This window comes from Bradyrhizobium sp. UFLA05-125, from assembly GCF_059803515.1.
The window spans coordinates 18,521-44,432 of sequence record NZ_JBANBJ010000008.1; the positions used below are offsets into that span (position 1 = coordinate 18,521).

Genomic DNA, 25,912 nt, shown 5'->3' on the forward strand with positions numbered 1-25,912 from the left:
ATCTACAAGCTGGCAGAGCCAAGACCGCAGGCTGCTGCCGAGGTGCAAGAAGCGCCTCATATTGGTGGCCACGCCGAGCAATCACGAGTGGCTCGATGCCCGCATATTGCAGAACACCTATCAGCCTCTGGCATTCGGCGCTCGCGTCATGTCCTTTTCGGCCCCGGGGAGAGTGAACTGAATTACGGCGCCGCGAGGCTCGCTCGCTCCCGCCCACAGATTGCCTCCATGCGCATGGATGATGGAGCGGCAGATCGAAAGCCCCATGCCCGTTCCACTTGACTTCGTCGTATAGAAAGCATCGAAGACCCGGTCGAGATGCACCGGATCAATCCCTGGCCCGGAATCGCGGACGGCCACGAGGACGCCCGTTTGATCCTGCGCGGTGCTGATCGACAGCTCTCTTGATCCCTCTTCAACCAAGCTCATTGCTTCAGCGGCATTTAGAATCAGGTTGAGCAAGACCTGTTGCAGCTGAATGCGATCTCCCAGAATCGGAAGCAATCCATCCGCAAGCCGCGTCTGGACGGAAACGCCATTCCTGTGGGTCACGCTTTGCACCAGTCCGATCACTTCGTGGATTGCCGCGTTGAGATCAAAACGCTCCTTTCGTGGCGGCGCTTTCTTGATTTGCTCTCGGATGCGATCGATAATTTCTCCTGATCGATCAGCATCCGCAATAACGCAGGCTAGTGCTTCCCTGACTTCGCCCAAGTCCGGCGGTGCAATGTTCAGAAAATTCTGGGCCGCCCGAGCGTTGTTGCGCGCGCTGGCGATCGGTTGCGCGATCTCGTGAGAGAGCGAGGCTGCCAGCTCTCCCATCACGCTAACGCGGTTCATGTGCGCGAAATCAGATTGCATCTGCTGCAATCGCGCCAGCGCTTGTGTGCGATCCTCGATGTCGGTCAGGAGAACGTACCAGCGCATAATACGCCCGGAATCGTCGCGAAGTGGAATGCCACGGTTGTCAAACCAGCGATATTCCCCGTCGAAGCGGCGCAGGCGCTGTTCGAGATGGTATGGGACGCCGGAGGCGATCGACTTTGTGAACGCCTCGGCAACGTGAGGAAGGTCGTCAGGATGTATAGTTCCGTTCGCCCCCCAATTCCTCAACTCCTCCAACGACTGGCCGCAATATTCAAGGATTTGGCGATTGACGGCTTCGACCTCACCATTCGGGGCCAGAACCCCAACAAAACCCGGTATCCCGTCGATCGCCGAGCGCAAACCGCGCTCGCTTTCGCGCAACGCCTCCTCTGCGCGCTTGCGCTCAGTCAAATCGAGGACGAACCCGACGCCTTTGTCTCGTTGTTCGTCGAATGCCGCCGAGCCGACCAGCACGGGCACGCGGCTGCCGTCCTTACGGAAGTACTCCTTCTCATAGGGGTGCGCCACGCCGGTCTTCGTCGATTCTTCTTGGCTTCGCACGGTGCGGTCGCGCCATTCCGGTGGAGTCAGTTCGGTCCAGCGCACGTTGCCCGAAACCAAGTCATCACGGTCATATCCCACGATAGATAGAAACGCGTCATTGGCCTCAAGAATCCGGCCTTCGCGGTCGGCGATGAAGATCCCAATGATGTTGGCGTCGACCAAGCGCCGAATCTTCCCCTCCCGATCCGCGAGGTCGTCATAAAGCCGCGAGTTTTCGATCGATATCGCCGCCTGCGAAGCAAGCACCTTCAATAAGGCGACGCGGTCAGGTGTGAAAACGGTCGGCGCCAGATTGTTCTCAAGATAGAGAATCGCGGTGAGCTTTCCCTGGTTGATCAATGGCAAGCAGAGAATGGAACGCACACGACCTTGAACAATATAGTGATCGGCAGAAAATGCATTCTGAGATGTAGCGTCGTCAAGTATCACCGTCTCATGGGTGCGCATTCCATAGCGAACCAACGACTCCGGCAACGCCGCTGTGCTGTATGACTCGGCCCGCAGATGCACGATTATATCCTCTCCACCAGCGATCGCTTCCGCCTCTATCTGTAGCTCATCGCCTCGCGGGACAATCAGCAGACCTCGTTCTGCACCGGCATGCTCGAGGGCTGCGCGCATGAGTTTGTCGATGAGTTTTTCCAGCATCATCTCGCCAGAAAGCGCTTGTGAGACCTCGATCATCGTCGCGAGATCGAGATCGCCGATCGGCGTTTCGATCGTGCCCGCTGGAGCCGGCGCACGCTCGTCCTGCCTCAGCCAGGGATAAAGCTGGTCGAGTTGCCGCACCTTTCCGTCGGCTCCCCATCGGAGATAACACCGCCGTGCGCTGTCCAGGTAAAGATGTGCAATTTTCTCGAAGTCGCGCGCCGCGTAAAAGCGAGCAGCCAACTCATGGGCGAGCGCTTCGTTGTGGACAAAGCTGTTTGCCTGGGCCGAGCGGATCGCCCGCTCGTAAAGTCGCTCGGCATCCAGCTCGCGACCTTCCAAGCGGGCGATCTCGGCACCGACAAGGGCGGCGCGGTTCTCGAAATTTTCGGGGCAATTCTCCGCCCAGATCCCGATCTGTTCGTGATGCGCGGCCAGAGCCTCCAAATGCTGTCGGCGCTGATCGGCCGAAGCGGAGTCATAGGATGAGGCGCGCGCGAGCGCGCTGTAAAAGTGATACTCCGCGACTTCGATGGCCGGAAGCGACGTCCAGAGCAGGGGTTGCGCTCTAAGCGACGCGTCGATGGCCGCAGAAAAGTCGCCGGCCAGGAAGCTCCCCTGCAGCTTGCGAATCCAATACCAGCACTCGGCAAATGCCAGGTTCCGGTTACCAGACAGACGACTTACGATACGGCCTTCATCGAATTCCTCATCATCGAAAGAGCCGAATCTGCGGGTCGACCCGCGCAACATTCGGACCAGCGCAAGCTGCGTCGCGATGACGTCGATGACGAGCCCGAATTGCATCTGCTGTGCCAACGCCAGTCCCTGCTCTACCTCGCGCTGAACTTCGTTGAGCGGATCGCCAACCATGAGCATGTTGGAATTCAGGTGGGCGCGGCTGTACACCGCATAAGTGAGATCGCCCGTCTTGTTCGCAACGTCGAATGCCCGATGCAGCAGATCGCGACCACTGGCGGCATGCCTCGTCCATGGCGTAACCTGGTTGCCGAAATTCATGAAAATCCGGGCCAGGAAGTGCTTCAAATCGCGCCGCTCGACCAGTTCGTAGCCGACTCGGCCAAACCGATATCCGGCCCTGTAGTCCCCGAAAAACGGGCCTGCAACCATTCCTACCCGAACATACGCATTGGACGAGCCATCGCTGTTGCCACGTTCGAGGCTGAGCCTGACCGCCCCACAGCTGACCAGAGCCAGCAGGTTCGCATCCGTGAACACCGCGGGTGGCCCGAGCTTGGTCAGAACATCGAGAAGGGCGAGTGATGCGGGATCGGTCATCAATGGCAGGTCAACCAGCTCCTCGATCGCGCGACCGCCGAGCTTGGACCAGATCAGCTGATATTCGCGGCGCACCTCCTCGTCCGCAGGATGCGCCGTCCATGCCACGCCGACATGCTGGAGACACTCGAGGCCGACGGCGACGGCTTCGCTCATCCGGCCGCGGGTTGTGCATACGTCGATTCTCAGGCATGCAACGGCCGCCCGTTCGACGATATTGGCGGCGCGGGCTGACAGCAGCGTCAGCCGATTCTCTGCGGCGGCGAGCTCGCCTGTGAAGAATTCGCATTCGGCCCGGTGCAGCTCCAGTTCGAACACCAGTTCGCGTCGGCGCTCCCACGAATCTTCCGGCAGCTCTGCCGCACCAGCAACCAGATACTTCAGCGCCGCGCCATGGGCCGTCGACGTCTTTGCGCGCTTGGCCGCAATCAGATTCAGTCGGGCCAGCTGCTCGCGCTCATCGGATGAGGAGATCAATGGCGCTCCGCGATTGAGCTGATTGACGATTTCGAAAATCGCCTGCTCGCGTTGCTCCGGCGCCGTGCTCATCAACAGCAGGCGACCGATCCGAAAGTGAGCTTCGGCGCGAGACGCTTCGGGAATCAGGGAATATGCGGCTTCCTGCACCCGATCATGGATGAACCGGTAGAAGTCTCCCCGGCGCTCGACCACTTCCTCGCAGAGCGCATCCCAGAAAGCCACGTGAACTTGATCTTGCGGGATCTTCAGAACGATCGCCAGCGTGGTTGTGTCGGCGACCGCGCCGAGACAGGCGAGCTGCTTCAGAGCCAGCTGTGTACTTTCCGGACGGCGAACCAACTTCCGAACTATGAGGTCCACCACATTGTCGGTGTACGCCTTCGCATGAAGGCGCTCGAGGTCCCAGGACCATCGCGCCCGCTCGTGATCGAAGGCTAGGAGACTCTCGTCGGCGAGCACATGTAGGAATTGGATCACGAAGAACGGGTTGCCGTCCGTCTTTGCGTGGACCAACGCCGCGAGCCGGTGAGCCTGCTCGGCATCGCAGCGAAGCGAGTCCGCAACAAGGTTTCCGAGGTCATTGATCGTCAGGGGCGCCAGCTTGATATCGTGCACCTTGCCGGTTGCACGCATCGCGTCCAGCTTGCGCGTGAGTGGATGCGCCGCGGTGACCTCGTTATCGCGGAAGGCGCCGATGAGCAGGAGATTGCGGAGATCGGACCTACTCAACAGGTCTTCCAAAAGGTCCAGCGTCGCCACATCGAGCCATTGCAAGTCATCGAAGAATAGAGCCAAGGGATGTTCCGCCCGAGCAAAGACGCCAATCATTTGCCGAAGCACCATCTGGAAGCGCCGTTTCGCGTCCCGCGGCGGAAGCTCTGGGACCGGCAGTGGCACTCCGACGAGGATCCTCAGCTCAGGAACGAGATCCACCATTAGTCCAGCGTTGGATCCCAGCGCTTCCTGCAAGGCGTCGCGCCATGGCGCAAGGTCGGCATCGCTCTTGCCGAGCAGCGGTCGGATCAGGCTCTGAAGCGCCTGTGCCAGCGTCGCGTACGGAATATCACGTTTGAGCCGATCGAATTTCCCGGAAGCGAACAGGCCGCGCGGTGCTACCAGCACCGGCTGTAGTTCGTTGACGACCGAGGACTTGCCGATGCCGGAATAGCCGGAGACCAGAACCAGTTCCGGGGCGCCACCGCTGACGACACGATTGAACGAGGCGAGCAGGATCCCGACTTCGCGCTGCCGGCCGTAGAGCTTCTCGGGAATCAGTAGCCGATCGGGTGTGTCGTGTTCGCCGAGCGGAAAGTCATCGATCCGCTGCCCTGCCTCCCATTCGGCCTGACAGCGGCGAAGGTCACCTTCGAGGCCGGCGGCGGTCTGATAGCGGTCTTCGGCTCTCTTCGCGAGCAGCTTCATGACGATCGCCGAGACCGCGCAGGGAATGTCTTTCAGCCGCTCGGCAGGCGCCACCGGCCGCCTGGCAAGATGGCAGTGCACCCACTCCATCGGCTCCATGGCGGTAAACGGCAAGACACCGGTGAGCATCTGATAGAAGGTTACGCCCAGTGCGTAGAGGTCGCTGCGGGAATCGATTGATCGGTTCATCCGTCCGGTCTGTTCCGGCGCCATGTAGGCGAGCGTTCCGGCGATCGTCTCTGGAGGACGAGGTGACTGACGTTCGCGCACGAAGCGCGAGGCGATGCCGAACCCGGTCAGCCGCACCTCGCCAGTCGCCTCATTCAGCAGAATGTTGCCCGGCTTGATGTCCTTGTGGACGAGCCCGCGCTGGTGAAGCTTGCCCAGAGCCGTCGCAACGGGAATGGCGAGACGCAAGAAGCGCCCCGCTTCGATGGGCGCGCCGAGCAAGCGGTCGAGTGGCTCGCTGTCCGCATCATCGAGGACCAGCATGGTTCGCTCGGCATCGCGGATGAGGTCCAACGGCTGCACCGCCCACGTCGCGTCGAGCTCATCCTTCAGTTCGTATTCGTGCGTAAGGCGCTCGAGGCTCGAACGTGATGGGTGGTCGGCTGCAGGAAGAGCGACCAGCACGGCGCGACGCTTACCGTCATCCTCTAATTGCCAGCCACGGTGAAAGACGCGTTCGCTGTCTCTCCACAAGACCTGAGAGCCACCGTCCAAGTAAGCAACGTTCAGCGAATGCGGCACCATCATCAGCCTCCGGCATCCGTAGCTCGAATTGAGATCGGCCAACCAGGCTCTTACGTGCGCAATGCGCCCGGCCCCTTTCCAGGGCCCGCACAAATCGTACCGCACCGTCTGAGAAATGCCAGCCGTCGGTTTGTCTTGTTCGATCCAAAGTGCCTGGTTCCGCCTCTGAACAAGTTGTTCAAGCTGAACGCGGCGACCGGCGAGAAGCTTTGGATGTACGATCCGGAGGTTCCGACGTCTTGGGTGCCAAACAGCTTGTCGCGGTGTGGCGTACTATGAGAATCCCAAGGCCACAGCCGGCCAGGCCTGCGCGGCACGCATCATCGAGGGAACGCTCGACATGCGCCTGATCGCCGTGGACGCCAGGACGGGTCAGCCATGCCAGGAGTTCGGTCCGTTCGGAATGCCCAGCTTCATTCCGCTCGAGATCGGCACGCCGAACAATGGCGGATCGGTCGTGACCGCAGGCGGGCCGATCTTCATCTCGGCGGTAACCGACGATCTGATCAAGGCGATCGACATCAAGACCGGCGAGATCGTCTGGAGTGACGTCCTGCCCGCGGGCGGCCAGGCCACGCCGATCGTCTATGAGCAGGATGGCAAGGAGTATGTGGTCATCATGGCGGAGGGCCATCACTTCATGATGACGCCCCCGGGCGACTCGCTGATCGCCTACGCCCTGCCGGACAAGAAGTAAGAATGCGATCTCGGCAACGCGCGGCATCACCCGATGCCGCGCGTTGTGCTGTCTGCAGAACACGACGCGCCACGCCGAGCAACTCACGAGCGCCTCACTTGCAGCAATTTGGCGCGATTTGCCGGCCTTTACTCGCGCAGATGGCACGCGTCGATCAAATAGAGGTCAGCCAAGTCAAGCGAGACAAGGCAACTGTAACACCGAAGGACATCTCATGACGGTACTTGAAGCATCCAAATCGAAGAACTCATCGGGCGTGACCCGCTCCGGCCGACTGTTCGTTCTCGAGTTGAGTGGGGACCGCATTCACGCGATGAATCCGGACGGTTCCGACCGCAAGATCATCGTCACGAATGGCCGTTTCCCCGACGGCATCGCCGTGGATGTGGAGGCGGGCCACATCTACTGGACCAACATGGGTGTTCCCCCTCTCAACGATGGCTCGATCGAACGCGTCGACCTCGATGGCGGAAACCGCAAGGTCATCATTCCGCGAGGCGTTACGTACACGCCGAAGCAGATGCACCTCGATAAGGCGGGAAAAAAGCTTTACTGGTGCGACCGTGAAGGCATGCGCGTGATGCGTGCCAACCTCGATGGCTCGCAGGTCGAAACGCTGGTCAAAACCGGCGACGGCGACAACGACCGGAAAGATCAAAACCGCTGGTGCGTCGGAATCACCGTCGATCCCAAACGGCGGCACATCTACTGGACGCAAAAGGGTCCCGACAATGGCGAGCAGGGTCGCATCTTCCGCGCCGGCATCGATATTCCGAAGGGCGAGACTCCGACGAACCGCTCCGACATCGAGGTGCTGTTCGATCGTCTGCCGGAGCCGATCGACCTCGAGCTCGATCTGACCAACCGCATCCTCTACTGGACCGACCGCGGCGATCCTCCGCGCGGCAACACCGTCAATCGCGCGCCGATCGACACAAAGGCCGACCCTGAAATCGTGGTCACGCATCTGATGGAGGGCATCGGCATCGCGCTCGATGTGCCCGGCAACCGCATGTTCGTCACCGACTTTGCCGGCTCAGTCTATTCCGCAGATCTCGATGGCAAGAACCAGCGCAACTTCCTCTACGCCCAGGGCAATCTCACCGGCATCGCCTACGCCGAAATCTGATCGGAGAACACGACATGACCAACACCAAACCCATTCACCGCATCGCCATCATCGGCACCGGCGTGATTGGCGCGAGCTGGGCCTCGCTGTTTCTCGCCAAGGGGTTGCAGGTTGTCGCGACCGACCCCGCGCCGAACGCGGAAGCCTCGCTCCGGAAGTTCGTGGAGACGGCCTGGCCGGCGCTCAAGCGACTCGGCCTGTCGGCGGGCGCGTCGCAGTCGAACCTCAAGTTCACGAAAGATCTCGCGCAGGCGGTCGCCGACGTCGACCTCGTCCAGGAAAACGGGCCCGAGCGGATCGATTTCAAGCAGAAGCTCTACGGGCAGCTCGACGAACTGCTGCCACCCGAGGTGATCATCGCCTCGAGCTCGTCGGGACTCACCATGAGCGAAATCCAGAAGGGCGCCAAGACCCATCCCGAGCGCTGTGTCATCGGCCATCCCTTCAATCCGCCACACCTGATCCCGCTGACCGAGATTGTCGGCGGAGCAAAGACCTCGGAAGCGACAATCCAGCGCGCGGCGGAATTCTACACGTCGATCGGGCAAAAGACGGTGCGCATCAACAAGGAGATGCCCGGTCACGTCGCCAACCGGCTGCAGGCCGCATTGGGGCGTGAGGTTTACTACCTCGTCGCCGAAGGGATCGTGAGCGCCGCCGACGTTGACACCGCCCTCTCCTGGGGGCCGGGCCTGCGCTGGGGAATCATGGGCAACATGATGCTCAACCACCTCGGCGGCGGTTCGGGCGGCATCGAGCACTTCTTCCAGCAGTTCGTTGGTCCAATGACGGCCTGGTGGAAGACCCTCGGCTCACCCGTGCTGACGCCTGAAGTGCAAAAGAAGCTCATCGACAGCGTCCACGCGGAGGTCGGATCGCGCTCCATCGCGGCGCTGGAGGCCGAACGCGACGAAGCCCTGCTTGGCCTGCTGGAGCTGCGCAACAAGGTCGCCAAGTCGAACCAGGCCAAATCGATCGAGCCGGTCGCATAAGCCAAGGCGCAACCACGGAGATCGGGCACGCAACTGACGCGCCCTCATTTCTTCCGACCTTCAGGCCACAGCAACAGGAGACCCAGAATGCTTACCAAAACCCCGAAGCAGCTTCCGACTCCGAACAGCGATTTCTATCACCTCGCGGATACCTTGAACGCAGACGAACGAGCGATTCTGCAGAAGGTACGCACGTTCATGGAGTCCAAAGTCCAGCCCATCATCAACAAGTACTGGGTCGACGACGCTTTTCCTTTCGAGCTGCTGCCTGCATTCAAGGAGCTCAACCTCGCCGGAGTCGGCATCCAGGGATACGGTTGCGCCGGCGGGAATCAATTGCTGGTAGGCCTTGTTGCGATGGAAATGGCGCGGGTCGATTCCTCGTTCGCAACCTTCTTCGGCGTCCACAGCGGCCTAGCGATGGGTTCAATCGCGATCGCTGGAACGGAGGAGCAAAAGCAAAAGTGGCTGCCGCCGATGGCGCGTATGGAGAAGATCGGCTGCTTCGGCCTGACCGAGCCGCTGGTCGGCTCCGGCGCGGGTGGCGGCCTGACCACGACGGCAAAACGCGAGGGCGACACCTGGGTCCTTAACGGCCAGAAGCGGTGGATCGGCAACGCGCCATGGTGCGACATCTCGATCATCTGGGCACGCGACGTCGACGACAACCAGGTCAAGGGCTTCATCGTCGAAAACAAGACCACGCCCGGCTTCAGCGTCGCGAAGATGCAGAACAAGATCGCACTCAAGGTGGTCCAGAACGGACAGATCACGATGAAAGACTGCCGAGTGCCGGAAGCAAATCATCTCGGAGCGGGCACCCAGTCCTTCCGCGACACCGCGCGCGTGCTGCGTGGGACGCGGTTCCTTGTGGGATGGGAAACGACCGGATGCCAGATGGGTGCATACGAGAACGCGCTCAAATACGCACAGGAACGATTGCAGTTCGGAAAGCCAATCGGCTCGTTCCAGATCATTCAGGACCTCCTTGCGAAGATGCTCGGCAACATCACTGCTTGCCAATGCATGGTTGCTCGCACGGCCCAGCTCGCGGACGAAGGCAAGCTTACAGACCAGCAATCGGCGCTTGCGAAGGCGTTCACGACGTCCAAGACGCGCGAGACGGTCACCTGGGCGCGGGAGTTGCTCGGCGGCAACGGCATCCTCGTCGACTACAACGTCGCGCGCTTCTTTGCCGATGCCGAGGCGCTCTATTCCTACGAGGGCACGTACCAGATGCAGCACCTGATCGTCGGCAAGGAAATCACCGGCTTCAGCGCCTTCATCTGAGATCGCAACCGAGCCGGCGCTTCGCGGCGGCTCGTGAACTGGAAAGAGAGACAACATGTCATCGACAACACCGACACTCGCAAACGTCCTCTACGAAAAGCGCGGCGCGACCGCCTATCTGACCATCAACCGGCCCAAGGTGCTCAACGCCCTGAACACAGCGACATGGAAGGACCTGCGAACTGCATTCGAGGATGCACGGAACAACGCGGCCGTGCGCGGCGTCATTCTCACCGGCGCGGGCGACAAGGCATTCGTCGCCGGCGCCGACATCAGCGAGCTCGCGCATGCGAGTCCGATCGACGCCGAACGGTCCAGCCGCTACGGGCAGGAGGTGCTGGATCTCGTCGAAAATCTCGGCAAGCCGGTGATCGCGGCCATCAACGGCTTTGCACTCGGCGGCGGTTGCGAGACGGCCATGGCATGCACCATACGCATCGCCGTCGAGCATGCGAAATTCGGCCAGCCCGAGGTCAAGCTTGGATTGCTTCCCGGCGGCGGCGGCACGCAGCGACTGCCGCGCCTGGTCGGAAAGGGCCGCGCGCTCCAGCTCATTCTGTCCGGAGAGACCATCAGCGCGCAGGAAGCCTATCGCATCGGGCTCGTCAACGAGGTCGTTCCAGCGGCCGATCTCATCCCGCGTGCGGAAGCCATCCTGAAGATGATCGCCTCGAACGCGCCAATAGCAGTCAGGCAGTCGCTCGAAGCGGTCAACAAGGGATTGGACACGAGCCAAAGCGAGGGCTTCGCGCTGGAAGCCTCCTACTTCGGACTGTGCGCCGGGACGGAGGACAAGAAAGAAGGCACGTCCGCCTTCCTCGAAAAGCGCGCCCCGCAGTTCCTGGGCCGGTGAAGCAAGCACGACGATTTAGGAGAGACCCAATGGCAAGCGACAACATTTTTTCTGGACTCAAGGTGGTTGACTTCTCGAGCTTCGTCGCGGCACCCAGCGCCGCCGTCATCCTGTCGGATTTCGGCGCCGACGTCATCAAAGTCGAACCGCCGAGCGGTGATCCCTGGAGACATGGGCACAAGATCGCGCCGCAGCCGGAGGCGGACGAACCCTATCAGTTCCATCTCGCCAACCGCAACAAGCGCAGCATCACGCTCGACCTGAAGTCGCCCAGCGCCCATCAGGTCCTCCAGCAGCTTGTCACGTGGGCCGACGTATTCATCGTCAATACGCCACATCCCGCGCGCAAAAAATTGAATCTCGAATACGACGATGTGGTGCGCTGGAATCCGCGCCTGATCTACGCAGACCTCACCGGCTTCGGCGAAAAGGGACCGGATGCCAATCTGCCGGGCTTCGACATCACATCATACTGGGCGCGCAGCGGCCTGCTGTCGATGACGCGCGACGCGGGCGCGCCGCCGACCTGGCCGGTGGGAGGAAGCGGCGATAACGCGACGGCCGTCGGAATCTATTCGGCGGTCGTCACGGCGCTCTACCGCCGCGAGCGCACCGGCAGGGGGGCGTATGTCACGACCTCGCTGCTTGCCGAGGGTGTCTGGTCGGCAAGCGTTTCGATCCAGGCCGCGCTGGTCGGTGCAAAGTTCTTTGGGCTGCATGATCGCAAGCATCCGGCCAGCGCGGCGCTCAACGTGTACCGCGCCTCCGACGGCACTTGGTTCGTCCTCATCGTCACGCCCGACAAGTTGGCCGCCGTGGCGAAAGCGATCGGCCGGCCGGGACTCCTGAGCGATCCGCGATTTTCTGATCCGGCGAAGCTGACGGCGAATATGCCGCAGCTCGCGGCCATCCTTGACGAAGTCTTCGCCGCGCAGCCGATGGCGCACTGGCACGAGGTTTTCAGTGGCGTACACGTCACGTTCGGCGCCGTGCGCGGACCGCAAGAGGTCATCGAGGATCCGCAGTTGCGGGCAAACGATATCATCGTTCCGCTCGAAGGCGCGGGCGGCAAGCTGACTTCGACGATCAGTAGTCCGATCCAGCTGCACGGGGTCGTTAAGGTGCCGGCGCGGCGCGCGCCGGATCTCGGTGAGCACACTGAAGAGATCCTCCGTGATCTGGGATTTGACGCAAAGGGCATCGAGGACCTGCGCGCGAGCGGCGCGGTGCCGAAAGTCAGGGAACACGCCTAAAACGCGGCGGCGAAGAGTACCGAACAAAGGAGCAAACAATGAGCGACATCATCACCGAGCGTACCGGCGCGATCCTGCGGGTCCAGCTTAATCGCCCGGCCCAGAAGAACGCGATGACGTCGGGCATGTACACGAGCCTGGCCGATATCCTCAACGAAGCCGACAAGGACGACGCGGTCCGTGTCGTGCTGTGGCACAGCGCCGGAAACGCGTTCTGCGCCGGCAACGACGTCGTGGATTTCCTCAAGAATCCGCCCAAACCGGGCCACTTTCCGCAGGGCGACTTGATGGACGCATTCGTCAGAATCGAAAAGCCGATCGTCGTGGCCGTGCAAGGCGCGGCGATCGGTGGCGGAACCACGATGCTGACCCACTGCGATTTCGTCTACGCGGGCGAGAGCGCCAAATTCCAGCTGCCGTTCATCAACCTGGCGCTGGTGCCGGAATTCGGATCGAGCTTTTCGATACCGGCGCGCGTAGGCCATCTCCGGGCGGCGGAATTGTACTTGCTGGGAGAGCCCTTCACTGCCCCGCGAGCGGTGGAGCTGGGCCTGGCAACTCGCGTGGTGCCCGACAGCGATCTGCTCGCGACTGCCACCGCAACGGCGGAGAAGCTTGCGGCAAAACCGAGCGGCGCGTTGCTGGCGAGCAAGCGACTCCTCAAGCAGGCTTCGATTGGCCAGCTCAAAGAGGCTATCAAGAGTGAAAGCCGGGAGTTTATGGAGCGGGTAAGCGGGCCAGACGCCAAGGAAGCGCTCTCGGCCTTCCTCGAGAAGCGTCCACCCAATTTTACAAAGAGCCCGACGCACGTGGCCGCCGAGTAGCCCGCGCTCGTGGAATTGATGGGCGTCGCGCCGAGCTTGGTGCGGCGCAAGCTGGAAATTGAGGGGCGCCAGCGCGGCCCCAAGCGGAAATGCGTGGAGCCGATATGAAACACGTCTTGAGCACGGTCACGTTCGCCCTGGGAGCCCTGGGCTTCGTGGTGTTCCTGAGCATGTTGAAGCCAGAACCGCTCAGTGCAGTCACGGCGCTCAGCAAGTCCGCGCATTGCAAAATGGCGGCCTCTCGCTCGCCGGGATGCCTCAGCGACCCCGGATGGCTGGGGCGTTGAGAGCATTCCGACAGACGCTCTCTGACACCGAACACAAACCGAGGTGAACCAATGTGTGCGATGCTTGCTGAGACCCGGCCCGACGAAGCAACCGCTGTTGTCGAGGCTCCCCATCAAGAGCGCAAGCGGGTCATCGTCATCGGGGGCGGCTTTGCCGGGATCGCCGCGACACGGGCGCTGCGGCGCGCTGATGTCGATATGGTACTGATCGACCGCCGCAACCACCACATCTTTCAGCCGCTGCTCTACCAGGTGGCGACGGCGGTGCTCTCACCCGCGGAGATCGCAGCGCCGATCCGTCAGCTCGAGGTCAAACAGCAAAACCTCAGCGTGCTTCTGGCGGAGGTCACCGGCGTCGATGTTGCGTCCCGCACCATCGAGGCGTCCTCCCCTGGCGTGGGCGTCCGCAAGATCGCCTACGACTATCTGGTGGTCGCGACCGGCATGCGCCCGAGCTACTTCGGGCACGATGAGTTCGCGCGATTTGCCCCGGCGCTCAAGAGCCTCAACGACGCAGAGACGATCCGAGCCAAGATCCTGAGCGCGTTCGAAGTTGCCGCAACGACCGAGGACGCAAGCGAACGCGCGCGCCAGATGACATTCGTGCTGGTCGGCGCAGGCCCCACCGGGGTGGAACTCGCGGCATCCCTCGCGCAAATGGTGAAAGTCACGCTGCGCGGAAACTTTCGCCACATCGATCCGGCGCAGGCCAGCATCATTCTTCTCGACGCAGGGCAGCGGGTTCTGCCGACCTTTGCTGAACCACTGTCACGCAGGGTGACCCGACGACTCGCGAAGCTCGGCGTGAAGGTCTTGACCGGAGTGAAGGTCGAGACCGTCGACGCGGAGGGCGTGGTTGCCGGCGGAAGCCGAATCCCCAGCGCTACTGTGCTGTGGACCGCTGGGGTTGCTGCCTCACCCATTCCAAAGATGCTCGGCACCAAGACCGACCGCGCGGGGCGCGCACTCGTTGATCCCTTCCTCAAGGTCGTAGACGCGCCCGGAGTGTTCGTCGTGGGCGATGCGGCGTCGATCATGCAACATGAACACCCTGTGCCCGGCGTGGCGCAAGCCGCGATCCAGGAAGGACGCTACGTCGGGCGGCTCATCGCGAAGGAGCTGAAGGGCCAAAAAGAGAAACGACCGTTCCACTATTTCGACAAAGGCAATATGGCGGTCGTTGGCAAGAATTACGCCGTGCTGGAGCGAGGCTGGTTGCGGACAAGCGGGTCCCTGACCTGGCTGATCTGGGCGTGCGTTCACATCCTCGCTCTGCCGCAGCTACAGAATCGCCTGCGCGTGCAGCGGCAGTGGCTCTGGTCGTATTTCACCGGCCAGCGCAGCTCGCGCCTGATCCCCGAGCCCGCGCGGGTCGCTACTCCCGGGTCCGATCATTGAGGGGCCGCTTGCGCCATGAACACGGTCTACCTCCCTGCATTGGCAGCGTTGGCGGGGTCGACGATCGGCGGCCTTACGTCGCTCGCGTCAGCCTGGCTCACGCTGCACCATCAGGATCGCGCAAAGCGGCTGTCGGGGGAAAAGACCAGACGGCAAAAGCTGTACAAGCAATTCATCGATGAGGCCTCGAAGCTCTACGCCGACGCGCTCGTTCACGATCGGGCGGAAGTCTCGGCACTGGTCAGCGTCTACGCGCTGATCAACCGGATGCGTGTCGTATCAAGCACCGCCGTGATCGAGAAGGCAGACGCGGTCATTCATTTGATCATCGACACATATTTCATGCCCAACAAGACCCTTTCTGAGGTTCGCGAGCTGATGAACGGCCACGTCGTCAACCCGCTGCAGGCCTTCAGCGAGGAATGCCGGGCCGAATTGCATGCGCTCAATCATCGCTGACGCCTCGCAAAGCACCTGGCGCCAGAGCGGCTCAAATTTGATCTCGACGAAAGAGCACCGCGTGATGGCTGGCCGCCATCAGCGCAGTCGGCCTGCTGATCGCCGGGCTCCGGCGCTGTTTCCTCCTCCCAAGCCGCAGCAGTGCTCGCAATCGTTAGGAACAATTTGCCGGAATTTTGCAGTCTTCACTCACGCTCTTGGAGCCCATCAGTTTAGCTTTTGGGAAAGCCGCGAGACCCGGCGATTTGGCGATCGCGGATTCACAAAACAACTTTCTGCTTGAGGAACCCACCATGAGCATCGCGATTTCGGTATCGCGCCTTCGGCTGGCTTCACGATCCGGCTGGGTGGAGCGACTGCCCCATTTCATCAGTTTGGCCAAGCCGCGCGTTATGGGACTCGCGGTGTTCACCGCGCTTGTCGGATTGATGATCGCACCTACTCACATCGATCCGCTGTCTGGTTTCGCGGTAGTTCTCGCAATCGCAGCCGGCGCCGGCGCCGCCGGCGCACTGAATATGTGGTACGACGCCGATATCGACGCCGTCATGACCCGCACGGCCATGCGGCCGATTCCCCGCGGCAAGGTTTCCAGGACCGAGGCGCTGATCTTTGGACTCGTGCTTGGCGCCATCGCGGTCGCGCTTCTCGCGATCACGGCAAACCTTACGGCAGCGATGTTGTTGGCCGGCACGATCCTCTTTTATGCCGTCGTATACACAGCCTGGCTGAAGCGGGCCACGCGACAGAATATCGTCATTGGGGGCGCAGCCGGCGCCCTGCCGCCCGTGATCGGATGGGCGGCAGCTACAGGCGAGATCGGGGTCGAGCCGCTTACGCTGTTTCTCATTATCTTTCTTTGGACACCGCCGCACTTCTGGGCGCTCGCGCTCAATCGTGCGGACGATTACGCGCGTGCCGGAGTACCAATGCTGCCTGTGGTCGCGGGAAAGGCTGCAACGACACGGCAGATCCTGATCTATAGCAGCATGCTGGCTCTGACGTCGGAGCTGCCCTGGGCGCTCGGGTTTGCAGGCATGCTGTACGGCGTAACCGTCGCGATTAGCGGAGCGATTTTCACCCTGCTCGCATTCAAGCTGAACATGAGTGTCGAGACGGATCGCCGCGCGGCTCACCGGCTGTTCGTCTTCTCCATCTCCTATCTTTTCCTGCTGTTTGCAGCCCTTCTGGTTGATCACAGCGGCGGCTCGCTTACGCCGGCGCAACTGTCGCGCGATGACCGGGCAAGCGCGTTTCCGACCGCCGCCCGACAGCCAGGCGCGGCCCGCAACGCGTGCAGCTTCAAGATCCGGGAGGCCTGATATGCGATACGGTTCACTTACCGCGGTCCTGCTGCTCGCCGCGATGCTCGGTGGCTGCGACGGCGTGCTCGATCCGAAGGGACCGATTGCCCTCGCCGAGCGGCAAATTCTCTTCAACTCGACCGGCATCATGCTGGCGATCGTGATCCCGGTGGTTATCGCCACGCTTGGCGTTGCGTTCTGGTTCCGGGCATCGAATGAGCGTGCGCGCTACCGGCCGGACTTCGTCTATTCCGGCCGCATCGAGATGCTGGTCTGGTCGATCCCGCTGATGACCGTGCTCCTCACCGGGACTGTGGCCTGGATCGGTGCTTACGACCTCGATCCGCCCAGGCCGATTGCCTCCTCCACCAGGCCCATCAAGGTTCAGGCCGTCTCGCTCGACTGGAAATGGCTGTTCATCTATCCGGAGCAAGGCATCGCGAGCGTCAATCATCTCACGATTCCGGTCGGCACGCCGGTGAGCTTCGAGCTGACCTCCTCTGGGGTCATGAACAGCTTCTTCGTGCCGCAGCTTGCTGGCCAGATCTACACCATGGCCGGAATGGTGACGCGCCTGAACTTCCGGGCCGACCATGCCGGAACATATCGCGGGATGTCGGCGAATTTCAGCGGCGACGGCTTCGCCGACATGTACTTCCACGTGGACGCGGTGACGCCCGACAGCTTCGAGCAGTGGGTGGCTTCAGCGCGCAGCGCCGGCCCCGTGCTCGATGCGCAAACCTACGCCGGACTGGTCAAGCCGAGCAAGGCGGTCGCGCCCTTTACCTACCGGTCGATCGCGAGCGGCCTATTTGCCGGCATCCTGAGTGCCGCAATGCAACCGAATGAAGGTCTCTGTGTCGCTTATCCCAAATTCATGAGGGCAGAACGATGAATCTATTGGGCAAACTTACCTTGGACGCCGTTCCGCTTCATGAGCCGATCATTATGGGAACGGTGGGTTGCGTCGGCGTCGTCATCCTGGCGGTCCTGGTATGGGTCACCGTCAAGGGATACGTGCCATATCTCTGGCGCGAATGGATCACCTCGGTCGATCACAAGCGCATCGGCGTCATGTATCTCGTGCTTGCGCTGATCATGCTCATCCGTGGCTTCTCGGACGGAATCATGATGCGCTCTCAGCAGGCGATCGCGGCCGGCGGCGCGCAGGGTTATCTGCCGCCCGAGCATTTCGATCAGATTTTCTCGGCGCATGGCGTGATCATGATCTTCTTCGTTGCCATGCCGCTTGTGATCGGACTGATGAACTTTGCCGTGCCGCTGCAACTCGGCGTGCGCGACGTGGCATTTCCCACGATGAACTCCATCAGCTTCTGGCTCACCGCATCCGGCGTTCTCCTGACGAACGTATCGCTCGCCGTCGGCGAGTTCGCAAAGACCGGCTGGTTCGCCTATCCGCCGCTCAGCGAACTGCAATTCTCGCCCGGCGTAGGCGTCGACTACTATCTCTGGTCGCTGCAGATCTCCGGCATAGGGACCTTGTTGAGCGGCATAAATTTTGTCACCACGATTCTGAAGATGCGGGCTCCCGGCATGAGTTACATGCGAATGCCGGTCTTCTGCTGGACGGCGCTCGCTTCGAATCTGCTGATCGTGGCGGCATTTCCGGTGCTCACCGCGCTGTTCGCAATGCTGCTGCTCGACCGCTACCTCGGCTTTCACTTCTTTACCGTGGATGCTGGCGGTAACGCGATGATGTATGTGAACCTGTTCTGGGTGTGGGGCCATCCCGAAGTCTACATCCTGGTCCTGCCGGCATTCGGCATCTTCTCCGAGGTAGCCGCCACGTTTTCCGGCAAGTCGCTGTTCGGTTATCGCTCGATGGTGTACGCGACCATGGCGATCTGCGTGCTCTCCTACACGGTCTGGCTCCACCATTTCTTCACGATGGGCGCCAGCGCAAGCGTCAACGCTTTCTTCGGCATCACAAGCATGATCATCGGAGTACCGACGGGCGTCAAAGTCTTCAACTGGCTGTTCACAATGTACGGCGGTCGGGTCCGGTTTACGGTGCCGGTGTTGTGGCTGATCGGCTTCATGGTGTCGTTCGTCTTCGGCGGCCTGACCGGGGTACTCCTGGCGTTGCCTCCGGTCGATTGGCAGGTACACAACACCGTTTTCCTGGTTGCCCATTTCCATCACGTCATCATCCCGGGCGTCCTGTTTGGGTGCATGGCCGGCTACAATTACTGGTTTCCCAAGGCATTCGGTTTCAAGCTGGATGAGCGCTGGGGCAAGGCGGCGTTCTGGTGCTGGTTCATCGGCTTCCATCTCGCTTTCATGCCGCTCTACGTGACGGGACTGATGGGCATGCCCCGCCGTCTGCAGCACTACGATGTCCTCTCTTGGCAGCCCTGGCTGCTGGTCGCCGAGGCAGGCGCGGTGATCATTCTGGCCGGCATTATCTGTCAGGTCGTCCAGATCGTGGTGTCCATCCGCCACCGTGAGCAACTCCGCGACACGACGGGCGATCCGTGGAACGGGCGTACGCTGGAATGGGCGACCGCATCGCCGCCGCCGCCCTGGAATTTTGCGATGCAGCCTCGTGCAGATGAGATCGATGCCTTCTGGGCGAAGAAGCAGCGCGTGCTCGCAAAGCGAGACCTGCCCAGGCGGCAGCACAAGTACGAGGCAATTGAAGTGCCCAAGAACAGCCCGACCGGTTTCGTGACCGCGTTCTTCGCGGTGATCACCGGCTTCGCCCTGATTTGGCACATCTGGTGGATGGCCGCCATCGGACTGCTCGGCGCGGCCGTAACGCTGCTTGCCTTCATGTTCCGCGCCGAGGACGAAGTCGAGATCTCCGCGGCACAAGTCGGTCAGTTCGATCGCACGCACCCAGTGGAGGTATCGCTATGAACATCGCAGTTGAGACAGATGCCGTCCGCCACAGCGAGCTTCTGAAGGTCAGTGAAGCGGGTCCCGCATCCAAGCGAATTATCGCCGGCTATGGGTTCTGGATCTTCCTCCTGAGCGACATCGTGATGTTCTCGGCGCTGTTTGCGAGCTATGCCGTACTCGCAAAGGCGACTGCAGGCGGTCCGACCGGTGCGCAGTTGTTTAATCTGCGCAACGCCGCGATGGAAACGGCTTTTCTCCTGCTCTCCAGCTACAGCTGTGGACTGATGTCCCTGGCTGTCAATTCTCGACACCAGTTCGGCACTTTCTTTGGTGCCGTGGTGACGTTCCTCCTGGGTGCGGCCTTTCTCAATCTCGAGCTCCGCGAATTTCAGGACATGATTTCGGTGGGGGCGTCCCCGCAACGTAGCGCATTTCTTTCCGCCTTCTTCACGCTGGTCGGTTGTCATGGACTGCACGTGGCGACCGGACTGGTGTGGCTAGTCCTCATGATGGTTCAGCTGTCGATAAGGGGTTTCCAGGAGGTGGTCGTCCGCCGCCTGCACTGCTTCTCCCTGTTCTGGCATGCACTCGACGTCATTTGGGTCCTGATTTTCACCGTTGTCTATCTGATGGGAGTTCTTCCATGACTGAAACGCATTGGGACGTTGCACCGGGTGACAGGCCCACGATCCCGGCCTCGGAGCAACAAGCTTCTTCCGGCTTCCTTGTGTACACGATCGGTTTGCTGCTGGCGGTGATCTTGACGGCCACATCCTTCTGGGTGGCCAACACCTCGGTGATCTGGGCGCCTGGCGTGACGGCCGGACTCGTCGTTCTCGCCATCGCCCAGATGGGCGTGCACCTGGTATTCTTCCTTCACATCACGACCGGACCGGACAGCACCAACAATGTCCTGGCGCTGGCATTCGGCGTGCTAATCGTCTTCCTGGTCCTCGGAGGGTCGCTCGTGATCATGGCCAATCTGAATGAGAATTTGATGGCGCATGGCCAGCTGATTAATATGCAAATGCAGCGTTGATCGACCGGACATCACCCCGCGATCGGGTCCAACAGTCAGACAAGAAGCGCGCAGTGTCATTCACCGCCGACGCAGGGCAGCCAAGGCGATCAATACGATCTGCATTGCGCACGGTGCTGAGGCGATGCGCAATCACAATCCGCGTGATGCTCAATCGTTCCAGCGAGGTGCCGATGATGCTTTGAGCCTGGTTGTCGAGCGCGCTCGTTGCCTCATCAAACGGAAGAATCCGTGGTGAACGAGCGAGAGCCCGAGCGATCAGCAATCGCTGCCGCTGACCACCTGATAGCGTGCTCACGCCCTCTGCGACCAGCGTATGCATGCCCATCGGCATCTGCGCGATGTCGGCATCCAGCGCCGCCAATCGGGCGGCCTCCCACGCCTTCTCCAGCGGCAAATCAATGCCGCCGCAAATGTTATCGTAAAGGCTTCCTGTTGCGAGCTTGGTATCTTGCAGCACCACTCCAAGCTGTCGGCGCACAGCGCTGATGTCGAGCGTATTGAGGGCCTTGCCATCGTAAAACACCGTGCCGGCTTCCGCCCGTTCAAAACCGAGCAGTAGACGAAAGAGCGACGATTTCCCGCTACCTGGACGATTTCCCGCTACCTGAAGGACCGACGATCGCGACATAGTCACCCGGCGCTATGATCAGGCTGATGTCATCCAGGACCTTCGGCCCGCCTTGCGCATAGCGGAAGACGACGCCAGAAAGTTCGATCTCTCCGGATAGTTCTCCGGGCGATCGCCGTTCCTCGGAAATCTCGACAGGGGTCGAAATCACGGGCTTCATGCGGCGGAGGTGGGGAATCGCCACTAGTGTTTCGCTGACACTCGAGGCCCAACTGCCGATCGCAGCCATGGTCTGTCCGAACGCTGCCAGAAAGGCGAGGAAAGCGCCGAGATCGAGCAGGAGGGGACTCTTTGTGTAGGCGGCAAGCGCAAAGATTGTCAATGTCGCCAGCATCGAAAAGGCGACGTCAAAGGTGCCCAGGGCGTTGGCCGCTTGCTGCGAGGCGATGAAAAATTGTCTCTGAATGGCAAATTGTTGCGACCATCGCGCTAACGCACGCTCCGTTGCGCCTGCGACGCGCAGCTTGCCGACGCCCCCGATCAATTGCAGCACAAAGCCGCTGACCTTGCCTTGCAGGTCGAAATGTTTGGTTTCGTAGTAGAGCCGCACGGCACTCGTGGCAAGAATCGCAGCCGCTCTTATCACCGTGAGCACCAGCGCTTCTTCAGATCTCCGACGAACTAGCAAGCTATGAGTATCTGATCACGATAGAGAAAGATCTGACCGACTTTGGCGACAAGAATCCGATGCGGGCCAAGTTTGCCGTCGACAAGAGCAGCACGATCCTGATGAGCGAAAGAAGACGGCTAGTTCAGTTATCCGATCAGTGTACCAAATATCCATTGGGGCAAGGCAAGACTCAGCAGGCCCTGACGATCATCGACACGACGACAAGCATATTGGCTTCCATTCGAGCTCGCCTTTGACCCAGCGGACGCGGATGCACTTTAGGGCCGAGGCAGGGACCCATCAGGGGCGTTCACAGAGCGCAGCGGCCCACCCTTAGCTGGTTGTCGTACGAACCTAACGCTGCCGAGACCTCACATCTTGCGTCGCCTGGTCGACAAGAAAGGCGGCAAAGATATCGGCGAGAGGGAGGTCGCACAGGGCCTCCACGAAGAGAAACTGTCCTTGCGGGTTGACCTCGAGGAACACGGGCTCATCATCGTCGGTCAACTTCACGTCGAAGATCCCCATGACCAAACCAAGCTCGTGGAGGGTGTCGCGCAACCTTTGTTCGAGTTGCCTGTCGAGCGGGTAAGGACTGAAGGGCACATTGAGATCGAACCGCCAGTCGAGTGCCTCGGCCTCGATGAGCGCACCATCGCAGCGATCGCCAACGACGGAGATGCGCAGGTGGCGTGTGCCTGGGACGCATTCCTGGTAGATCGACGCCGTCAGGGCCAGGACTTCCTCGTTGTCGAGCAGCTCCTGGCTGACTACCGCTGTCGACGCCAGTTCGACGCCACGCGGCGTCGCGACGGGCTTGATGATCGCGCCCGGATGCGCCGCGCAAAAGCGGCGAATGTGCACTGGATCTTGACTGACGAGCGTGGCCGGGATCCGGAGGCCGGCGCGCTTCGCGGCATCTAGCTGCACCAGCTTGTTCTCCGCCAAGCGGGTGGCAACGGGATGGCTGACCCACTGCCCTTGAAAGGCGTTCAGGAGTATGCCCTCAAGGACCCTCTCGGTGCCACGAAAGATAGGCATCTCATAGGCAGCGTCAGTGCCCTCGGGCAAAATCTGTTTCACGGTCGTGCGCCGGTACCACAGGGTGTTGAGCGCCCTCACGTCGACGGTCTGCCCGTCGATGGTCGGGAGAAGGGCTGGCGCCTCACTGTGCGACGACCACTCGAGGCCGCCGCGGAGTACAAGCTCGTCGCTTGGGATCAGACAGCACCAGACTCCATGCTGCTCTTCGATCTTCTTCTTGATCAGATGGCCGTGGGGATCGTCGCCGTACGTTACGATCCCAATCCGTGGTTCCATGGTGCTCTTCTCCTATGGAAATCGCCCCCCGGCTTCTGGACTGGTCCAGAAAGCCGGGAGGAACTCGGATCGTTAGGCGGCGCAGTCGTCAGCCTGCATGACATCCGCCCATCCAGCCGAACCCGAAAAGGTCGTGTGACCACCGGAACCATCGGGCCCGTCGATTGTGAGCCGTCCCCCTCCGGCTGCCGCGCCGAACCGGCTCTGGCCTCCGGCCACTTCGCGGAGCTGGCTCTCGAAGAGCTCGAGCCGTTCGGGCTTCTGGGCGTCTTTCTTAACGCCGTTTAGTCGCTTCTGAAAGAATACTGCTGGAATGACCTGTTTCAGTGACATTGTTGGCTCCTTGGGTGAAATTGGATTTCTTCAAGCCTTCGATTGTTCGTCTGTATCTGCGCATCGTTGCCTCAACGATGACGGTGATATTCTCTCCAATCTGGCAGGAAGTTATGTGACGAGCATCACTCCAACTGCATCATCCGCTGGCAATGGAGGAAAAAATAGAAACTCGCGACGTAGTTCGTCGTGCTCGTTTTCGCCCACTTCACGCAGAGGGGGCGCCACCTCTTTTTCAGCAGTAGGTGGCCCCAAGGGAGACACAGGAAAAATAGCGGTGGCCTGCCCCCTGCGCGCCGAAATCACAGCCGCTCAAGTACGCGCGCGACTTGGGTCGCGACCACTCGCCTGATCCGCGCGCGGTGGGAATAGGCGCGCTGCTTCGTGACGTCGAAATTGCGGGTCTCTGGGAGCATGGCCATCGCCACGATGCTGATCGCGGCGGTGTAGTATGCCGGCACAAGCTTTAACCTCAACACAGACCGCGCCCACTCGCGAGCGCAAGCGCTTGCGTCGCGTGGGGCGCGGAGGTTGATGCTCGCTTTCTCTGGCCGCGAGGACCCTTGGCACTGTCGGCGCTGGCCCCGTCGGGCACTGGCACTATCGGCTCTGCTCCCGCGGCGCTCGTGGTGCGAGAGACCATCACGATCAACCCAATCTTGATGTAGACCCGCGCAGGCAATGGACCCTATTCACGACTAGGTGAAAACGCGATCGATCCGGCAAATCCTGAAGGCGCCTTCGTCAACCTGTTCGAAGGCGGCCTGCTTGGGACTGATCTGTTTCCACGGCCAACTAGAAGAGTAGAGCAAATACAACCAAGGGAATTTCACTAATATCGATCAACCTTGCCGACTAAGATAGACATAGGGTGAGGCATCAGGCCAGTCGCGCTGTGTGCCTGTATCCCAATTCCCACACTACGATCAAAAAGACATCAGTTTGTCGCCTTTCGAACAGACGGGCCAATGCCGATTGCTCAATCCTATTGTCGTTATTTGTACTGTACTTGGGAATCACCGGCGAAAATGGAACGTTCCCTGATTACCGACATGCCGCGCGGCAGATATGTCGAGCGCTGCAAACAACGAGCCTTTGACTATCTCGACCAAGGCGATTTTAAAAAAGCAGCTGCGTTGTTTGTTGCCGATATGAACGCCCGTCGCGATTGCGAATTGCCACACCACTTGGCGATGCTCAGCGTTTCGCTGCTAATGAGTGACGATGCAGTCGGCTGGAGGGCACTCATCGAGGGCTTGAGGTGACTACGGATCATGCAAATTTAGGGTGAAGAACCACGTCCATCGTGATCGACACCTCTGTGTCCGAAGTGCAACGAAGACTTGTAGTCTGCACGGCAATGTCCGCAACCGAACAGTGCCGGTCATTGAGGAGCGGATACCATGCCTGCCAAGCAGGGGATGCTGAGCGGATGAACTTTTCAAGCTCGAAAGACGAAAGTTTGCTGTCGCTTTGGGAAAGTGTCCGGCGGCAAGTGTCGGCAGACCGGGCGGGCGGTGGACGATCCCGCTCCGTGGGTGGCAACCTGCGCGCATATGCCGAAGCAATCCGTTCCGAAATGGATCGGCGGGAGCTGAAGTACACGCCGATCAGTTGGTCTGGATAGAAGCCCCGAAGCTGGGCCTATTCTTTGCAGTCCACTCTGCCTGCAATTGAGAAACGAAATTCTGTAACAGTGAGGCTTTCAGCAAATTCTGCTGCGCTTTTAAAAATTTCCTCGCGCACCGGGGATCTAGTTTTGATGCTTCCTCCGTGCAGTCACATAGCCGTTTTCGTAGTGTTCGATCTCACGCACCTTGCGGGCATATGTCAGGTATTTGTTGATTAGATCATTGTCGTTGGGATTAAATCGGATTTGCTTTTCCATTGCGGCGAGATCTTCGCGCAGAGCGGCAGCATCCAGCATAGTAGTCCCTCCTTCGCAGCGTACCAACGACGCCAATGGGAGCGGAGTTCCGCGCAGTCCCTCTGTTGAGCCAGCAACAATGCATGGAACCCTCCTGGCTGGTAGCCCGATAGGAGGTACTTCATTGCGATTGACAAGCTCAGTCCTATGTCACCGCACATTTAAGGAAGCCCGCCATTCGCGACGGGCTTAAGGCTAGGGAGGAAACGCGCCCATGAAGACGCGGAAAAAGCCTACGATGAATCGGGCCACTATTGTGTATCGCGATTGACACTGTGGACAACAAAGCGCTGCTGTCATTTACCGACATACGGCGCAGAGACACGCGGCCGTGCACGCGGCCCGCTCAGAGCAGTACGACGAACAGCACGAAGAACAATGGCAATCCGAGCCTTGAGCTGTTTGCATTTGAGAAGGGGTGTCCGCTAGTCCGGGCGGACGCACGCCGATCCCCAGAGGGGAAGGCCGGTCGCAAAATGTCGCTTCGGAAGGACGCGGGTCAAAGGCTCGAAGGCCCCACTCCGTTTGCTGCGATGCGGGCGCTGATCTGTGCTAAGAAATGCATACCCGATCGGGGTATTGTCCGCCCGTCGGCTAAGGGCGCATAATTCACACAGTTTGGGGTAGTCCGCTCGCGTTTCAGGCAGGCTACGCGCTCCTCTCAGAGGGAG

General features: G+C 60.6%; 21 protein-coding genes and 1 pseudogene. 15 read left to right on the top strand and 7 right to left on the bottom strand.

All coding sequences use genetic code 11. The annotated features are described in order from the left end of the window. Nucleotides 1–120: 120 nt before the first annotated feature. Nucleotides 121–6,033, bottom strand: coding sequence for an AAA family ATPase (locus SO156_RS10785; RefSeq protein WP_498534873.1), 5,913 nt, complete (start codon nucleotides 6,031–6,033; stop codon nucleotides 121–123). Between the two features lie 220 nt (nucleotides 6,034–6,253). On the opposite strand from SO156_RS10785, the gene SO156_RS10790 reads away from it, so the two are divergent. The 14 genes and pseudogenes from SO156_RS10790 (at nucleotide 6,254) to cyoD (ending at nucleotide 20,420) form a co-directional block, all read left to right on the top strand. Further along, nucleotides 6,254–6,730 (top strand): hypothetical protein, encoded by a 477-nt coding sequence (locus tag SO156_RS10790; protein WP_498534874.1) that lies wholly within the window; start codon nucleotides 6,254–6,256, stop codon nucleotides 6,728–6,730. A 214-nt stretch (nucleotides 6,731–6,944) separates the two neighbouring features. Then, nucleotides 6,945–7,859, top strand: a complete 915-nt coding sequence (locus SO156_RS10795; RefSeq protein ID WP_498534781.1) for a 3-hydroxyacyl-CoA dehydrogenase — start codon at nucleotides 6,945–6,947, stop codon at nucleotides 7,857–7,859. A 14-nt stretch (nucleotides 7,860–7,873) separates the two neighbouring features. Next, entirely contained in the window at nucleotides 7,874–8,851 is a 978-nt protein-coding gene (locus SO156_RS10800) for a 3-hydroxyacyl-CoA dehydrogenase NAD-binding domain-containing protein (RefSeq protein WP_498534782.1), read from the top strand. 87 nt (nucleotides 8,852–8,938) lie between these two features. After that, entirely contained in the window at nucleotides 8,939–10,141 is a 1,203-nt protein-coding gene (locus SO156_RS10805) for an acyl-CoA dehydrogenase family protein (protein ID WP_458151453.1), read from the top strand. A 55-nt stretch (nucleotides 10,142–10,196) separates the two neighbouring features. Further along, on the top strand, nucleotides 10,197–10,994 hold the full coding sequence (locus tag SO156_RS10810; RefSeq protein WP_498534783.1) for an enoyl-CoA hydratase-related protein: 798 nt from the start codon (nucleotides 10,197–10,199) through the stop codon (nucleotides 10,992–10,994). Between the two features lie 29 nt (nucleotides 10,995–11,023). Further along, entirely contained in the window at nucleotides 11,024–12,247 is a 1,224-nt protein-coding gene (locus tag SO156_RS10815) for a CaiB/BaiF CoA transferase family protein (protein WP_498534784.1), read from the top strand. Between the two features lie 38 nt (nucleotides 12,248–12,285). Further along, nucleotides 12,286–13,071 carry an enoyl-CoA hydratase gene (locus SO156_RS10820; RefSeq protein ID WP_498534785.1) on the top strand — a complete coding sequence of 262 codons (786 nt, stop codon included), beginning with the start codon at nucleotides 12,286–12,288 and terminating at the stop codon, nucleotides 13,069–13,071. 338 nt (nucleotides 13,072–13,409) lie between these two features. Next, nucleotides 13,410–14,756 (top strand): NAD(P)/FAD-dependent oxidoreductase, encoded by a 1,347-nt coding sequence (locus SO156_RS10825; RefSeq protein ID WP_498534786.1) that lies wholly within the window; start codon nucleotides 13,410–13,412, stop codon nucleotides 14,754–14,756. Nucleotides 14,757–14,771: 15 nt separating this feature from the next. Continuing rightward, nucleotides 14,772–15,215, top strand: a complete 444-nt coding sequence (locus SO156_RS10830) for a hypothetical protein (protein WP_498534787.1) — start codon at nucleotides 14,772–14,774, stop codon at nucleotides 15,213–15,215. Nucleotides 15,216–15,460: 245 nt separating this feature from the next. Further along, nucleotides 15,461–16,402, top strand: a pseudogene (locus tag SO156_RS10835) (heme o synthase); the annotation flags it as partial. Between the two features lie 136 nt (nucleotides 16,403–16,538). After that, the gene (cyoA, locus tag SO156_RS10840; protein ID WP_498534788.1) at nucleotides 16,539–17,414 is read left to right on the top strand and encodes a ubiquinol oxidase subunit II; all 876 of its coding nucleotides are present in this window, start codon (nucleotides 16,539–16,541) and stop codon (nucleotides 17,412–17,414) included. Nucleotides 17,415–17,467: 53 nt separating this feature from the next. After that, nucleotides 17,468–19,399, top strand: coding sequence for a cytochrome o ubiquinol oxidase subunit I (gene cyoB / locus SO156_RS10845; protein ID WP_498534789.1), 1,932 nt, complete (start codon nucleotides 17,468–17,470; stop codon nucleotides 19,397–19,399). Further along, nucleotides 19,396–20,028, top strand: coding sequence for a cytochrome (ubi)quinol oxidase subunit III (locus SO156_RS10850; RefSeq protein WP_498534790.1), 633 nt, complete (start codon nucleotides 19,396–19,398; stop codon nucleotides 20,026–20,028). Before cyoB ends, SO156_RS10850 begins: the two co-directional genes overlap by 4 nt. Then, the gene (gene cyoD, locus SO156_RS10855) at nucleotides 20,025–20,420 is read left to right on the top strand and encodes a cytochrome o ubiquinol oxidase subunit IV (protein ID WP_498534791.1); all 396 of its coding nucleotides are present in this window, start codon (nucleotides 20,025–20,027) and stop codon (nucleotides 20,418–20,420) included. The genes SO156_RS10850 and cyoD overlap by 4 nt, the downstream gene beginning before the upstream one ends. Here cyoD and SO156_RS10860 read toward each other — a convergent pair. From SO156_RS10860 to SO156_RS10880, 5 genes are all read right to left on the bottom strand, one after another. Further along, nucleotides 20,398–21,051 carry an ATP-binding cassette domain-containing protein gene (locus SO156_RS10860; RefSeq protein WP_498534792.1) on the bottom strand — a complete coding sequence of 218 codons (654 nt, stop codon included), beginning with the start codon at nucleotides 21,049–21,051 and terminating at the stop codon, nucleotides 20,398–20,400. The two genes, cyoD and SO156_RS10860, sit on opposite strands and share 23 nt — an antisense overlap. Then, entirely contained in the window at nucleotides 21,005–21,646 is a 642-nt protein-coding gene (locus tag SO156_RS10865) for a hypothetical protein (protein WP_498534793.1), read from the bottom strand. Before SO156_RS10865 ends, SO156_RS10860 begins: the two co-directional genes overlap by 47 nt. 369 nt (nucleotides 21,647–22,015) lie before the next feature. Continuing rightward, nucleotides 22,016–22,981, bottom strand: coding sequence for an ATP-grasp domain-containing protein (locus SO156_RS10870; protein ID WP_498534794.1), 966 nt, complete (start codon nucleotides 22,979–22,981; stop codon nucleotides 22,016–22,018). 72 nt (nucleotides 22,982–23,053) lie between these two features. Beyond that, nucleotides 23,054–23,314 (bottom strand): hypothetical protein, encoded by a 261-nt coding sequence (locus SO156_RS10875; protein WP_498534795.1) that lies wholly within the window; start codon nucleotides 23,312–23,314, stop codon nucleotides 23,054–23,056. A 302-nt stretch (nucleotides 23,315–23,616) separates the two neighbouring features. Further along, nucleotides 23,617–23,790, bottom strand: a complete 174-nt coding sequence (locus SO156_RS10880; RefSeq protein WP_458151639.1) for a hypothetical protein — start codon at nucleotides 23,788–23,790, stop codon at nucleotides 23,617–23,619. A 552-nt stretch (nucleotides 23,791–24,342) separates the two neighbouring features. Here SO156_RS10880 and SO156_RS10885 point away from each other — a divergent pair. Next, a complete protein-coding gene (locus SO156_RS10885; RefSeq protein ID WP_498534796.1) occupies nucleotides 24,343–24,579 on the top strand; it encodes a hypothetical protein in 237 nt (78 codons plus the stop codon). 488 nt (nucleotides 24,580–25,067) lie between these two features. Here the strand turns inward: SO156_RS10885 and SO156_RS10890 are convergent, their stop codons facing one another. Beyond that, entirely contained in the window at nucleotides 25,068–25,241 is a 174-nt protein-coding gene (locus tag SO156_RS10890; protein WP_458150450.1) for a hypothetical protein, read from the bottom strand. Nucleotides 25,242–25,912: the final 671 nt, after the last annotated feature.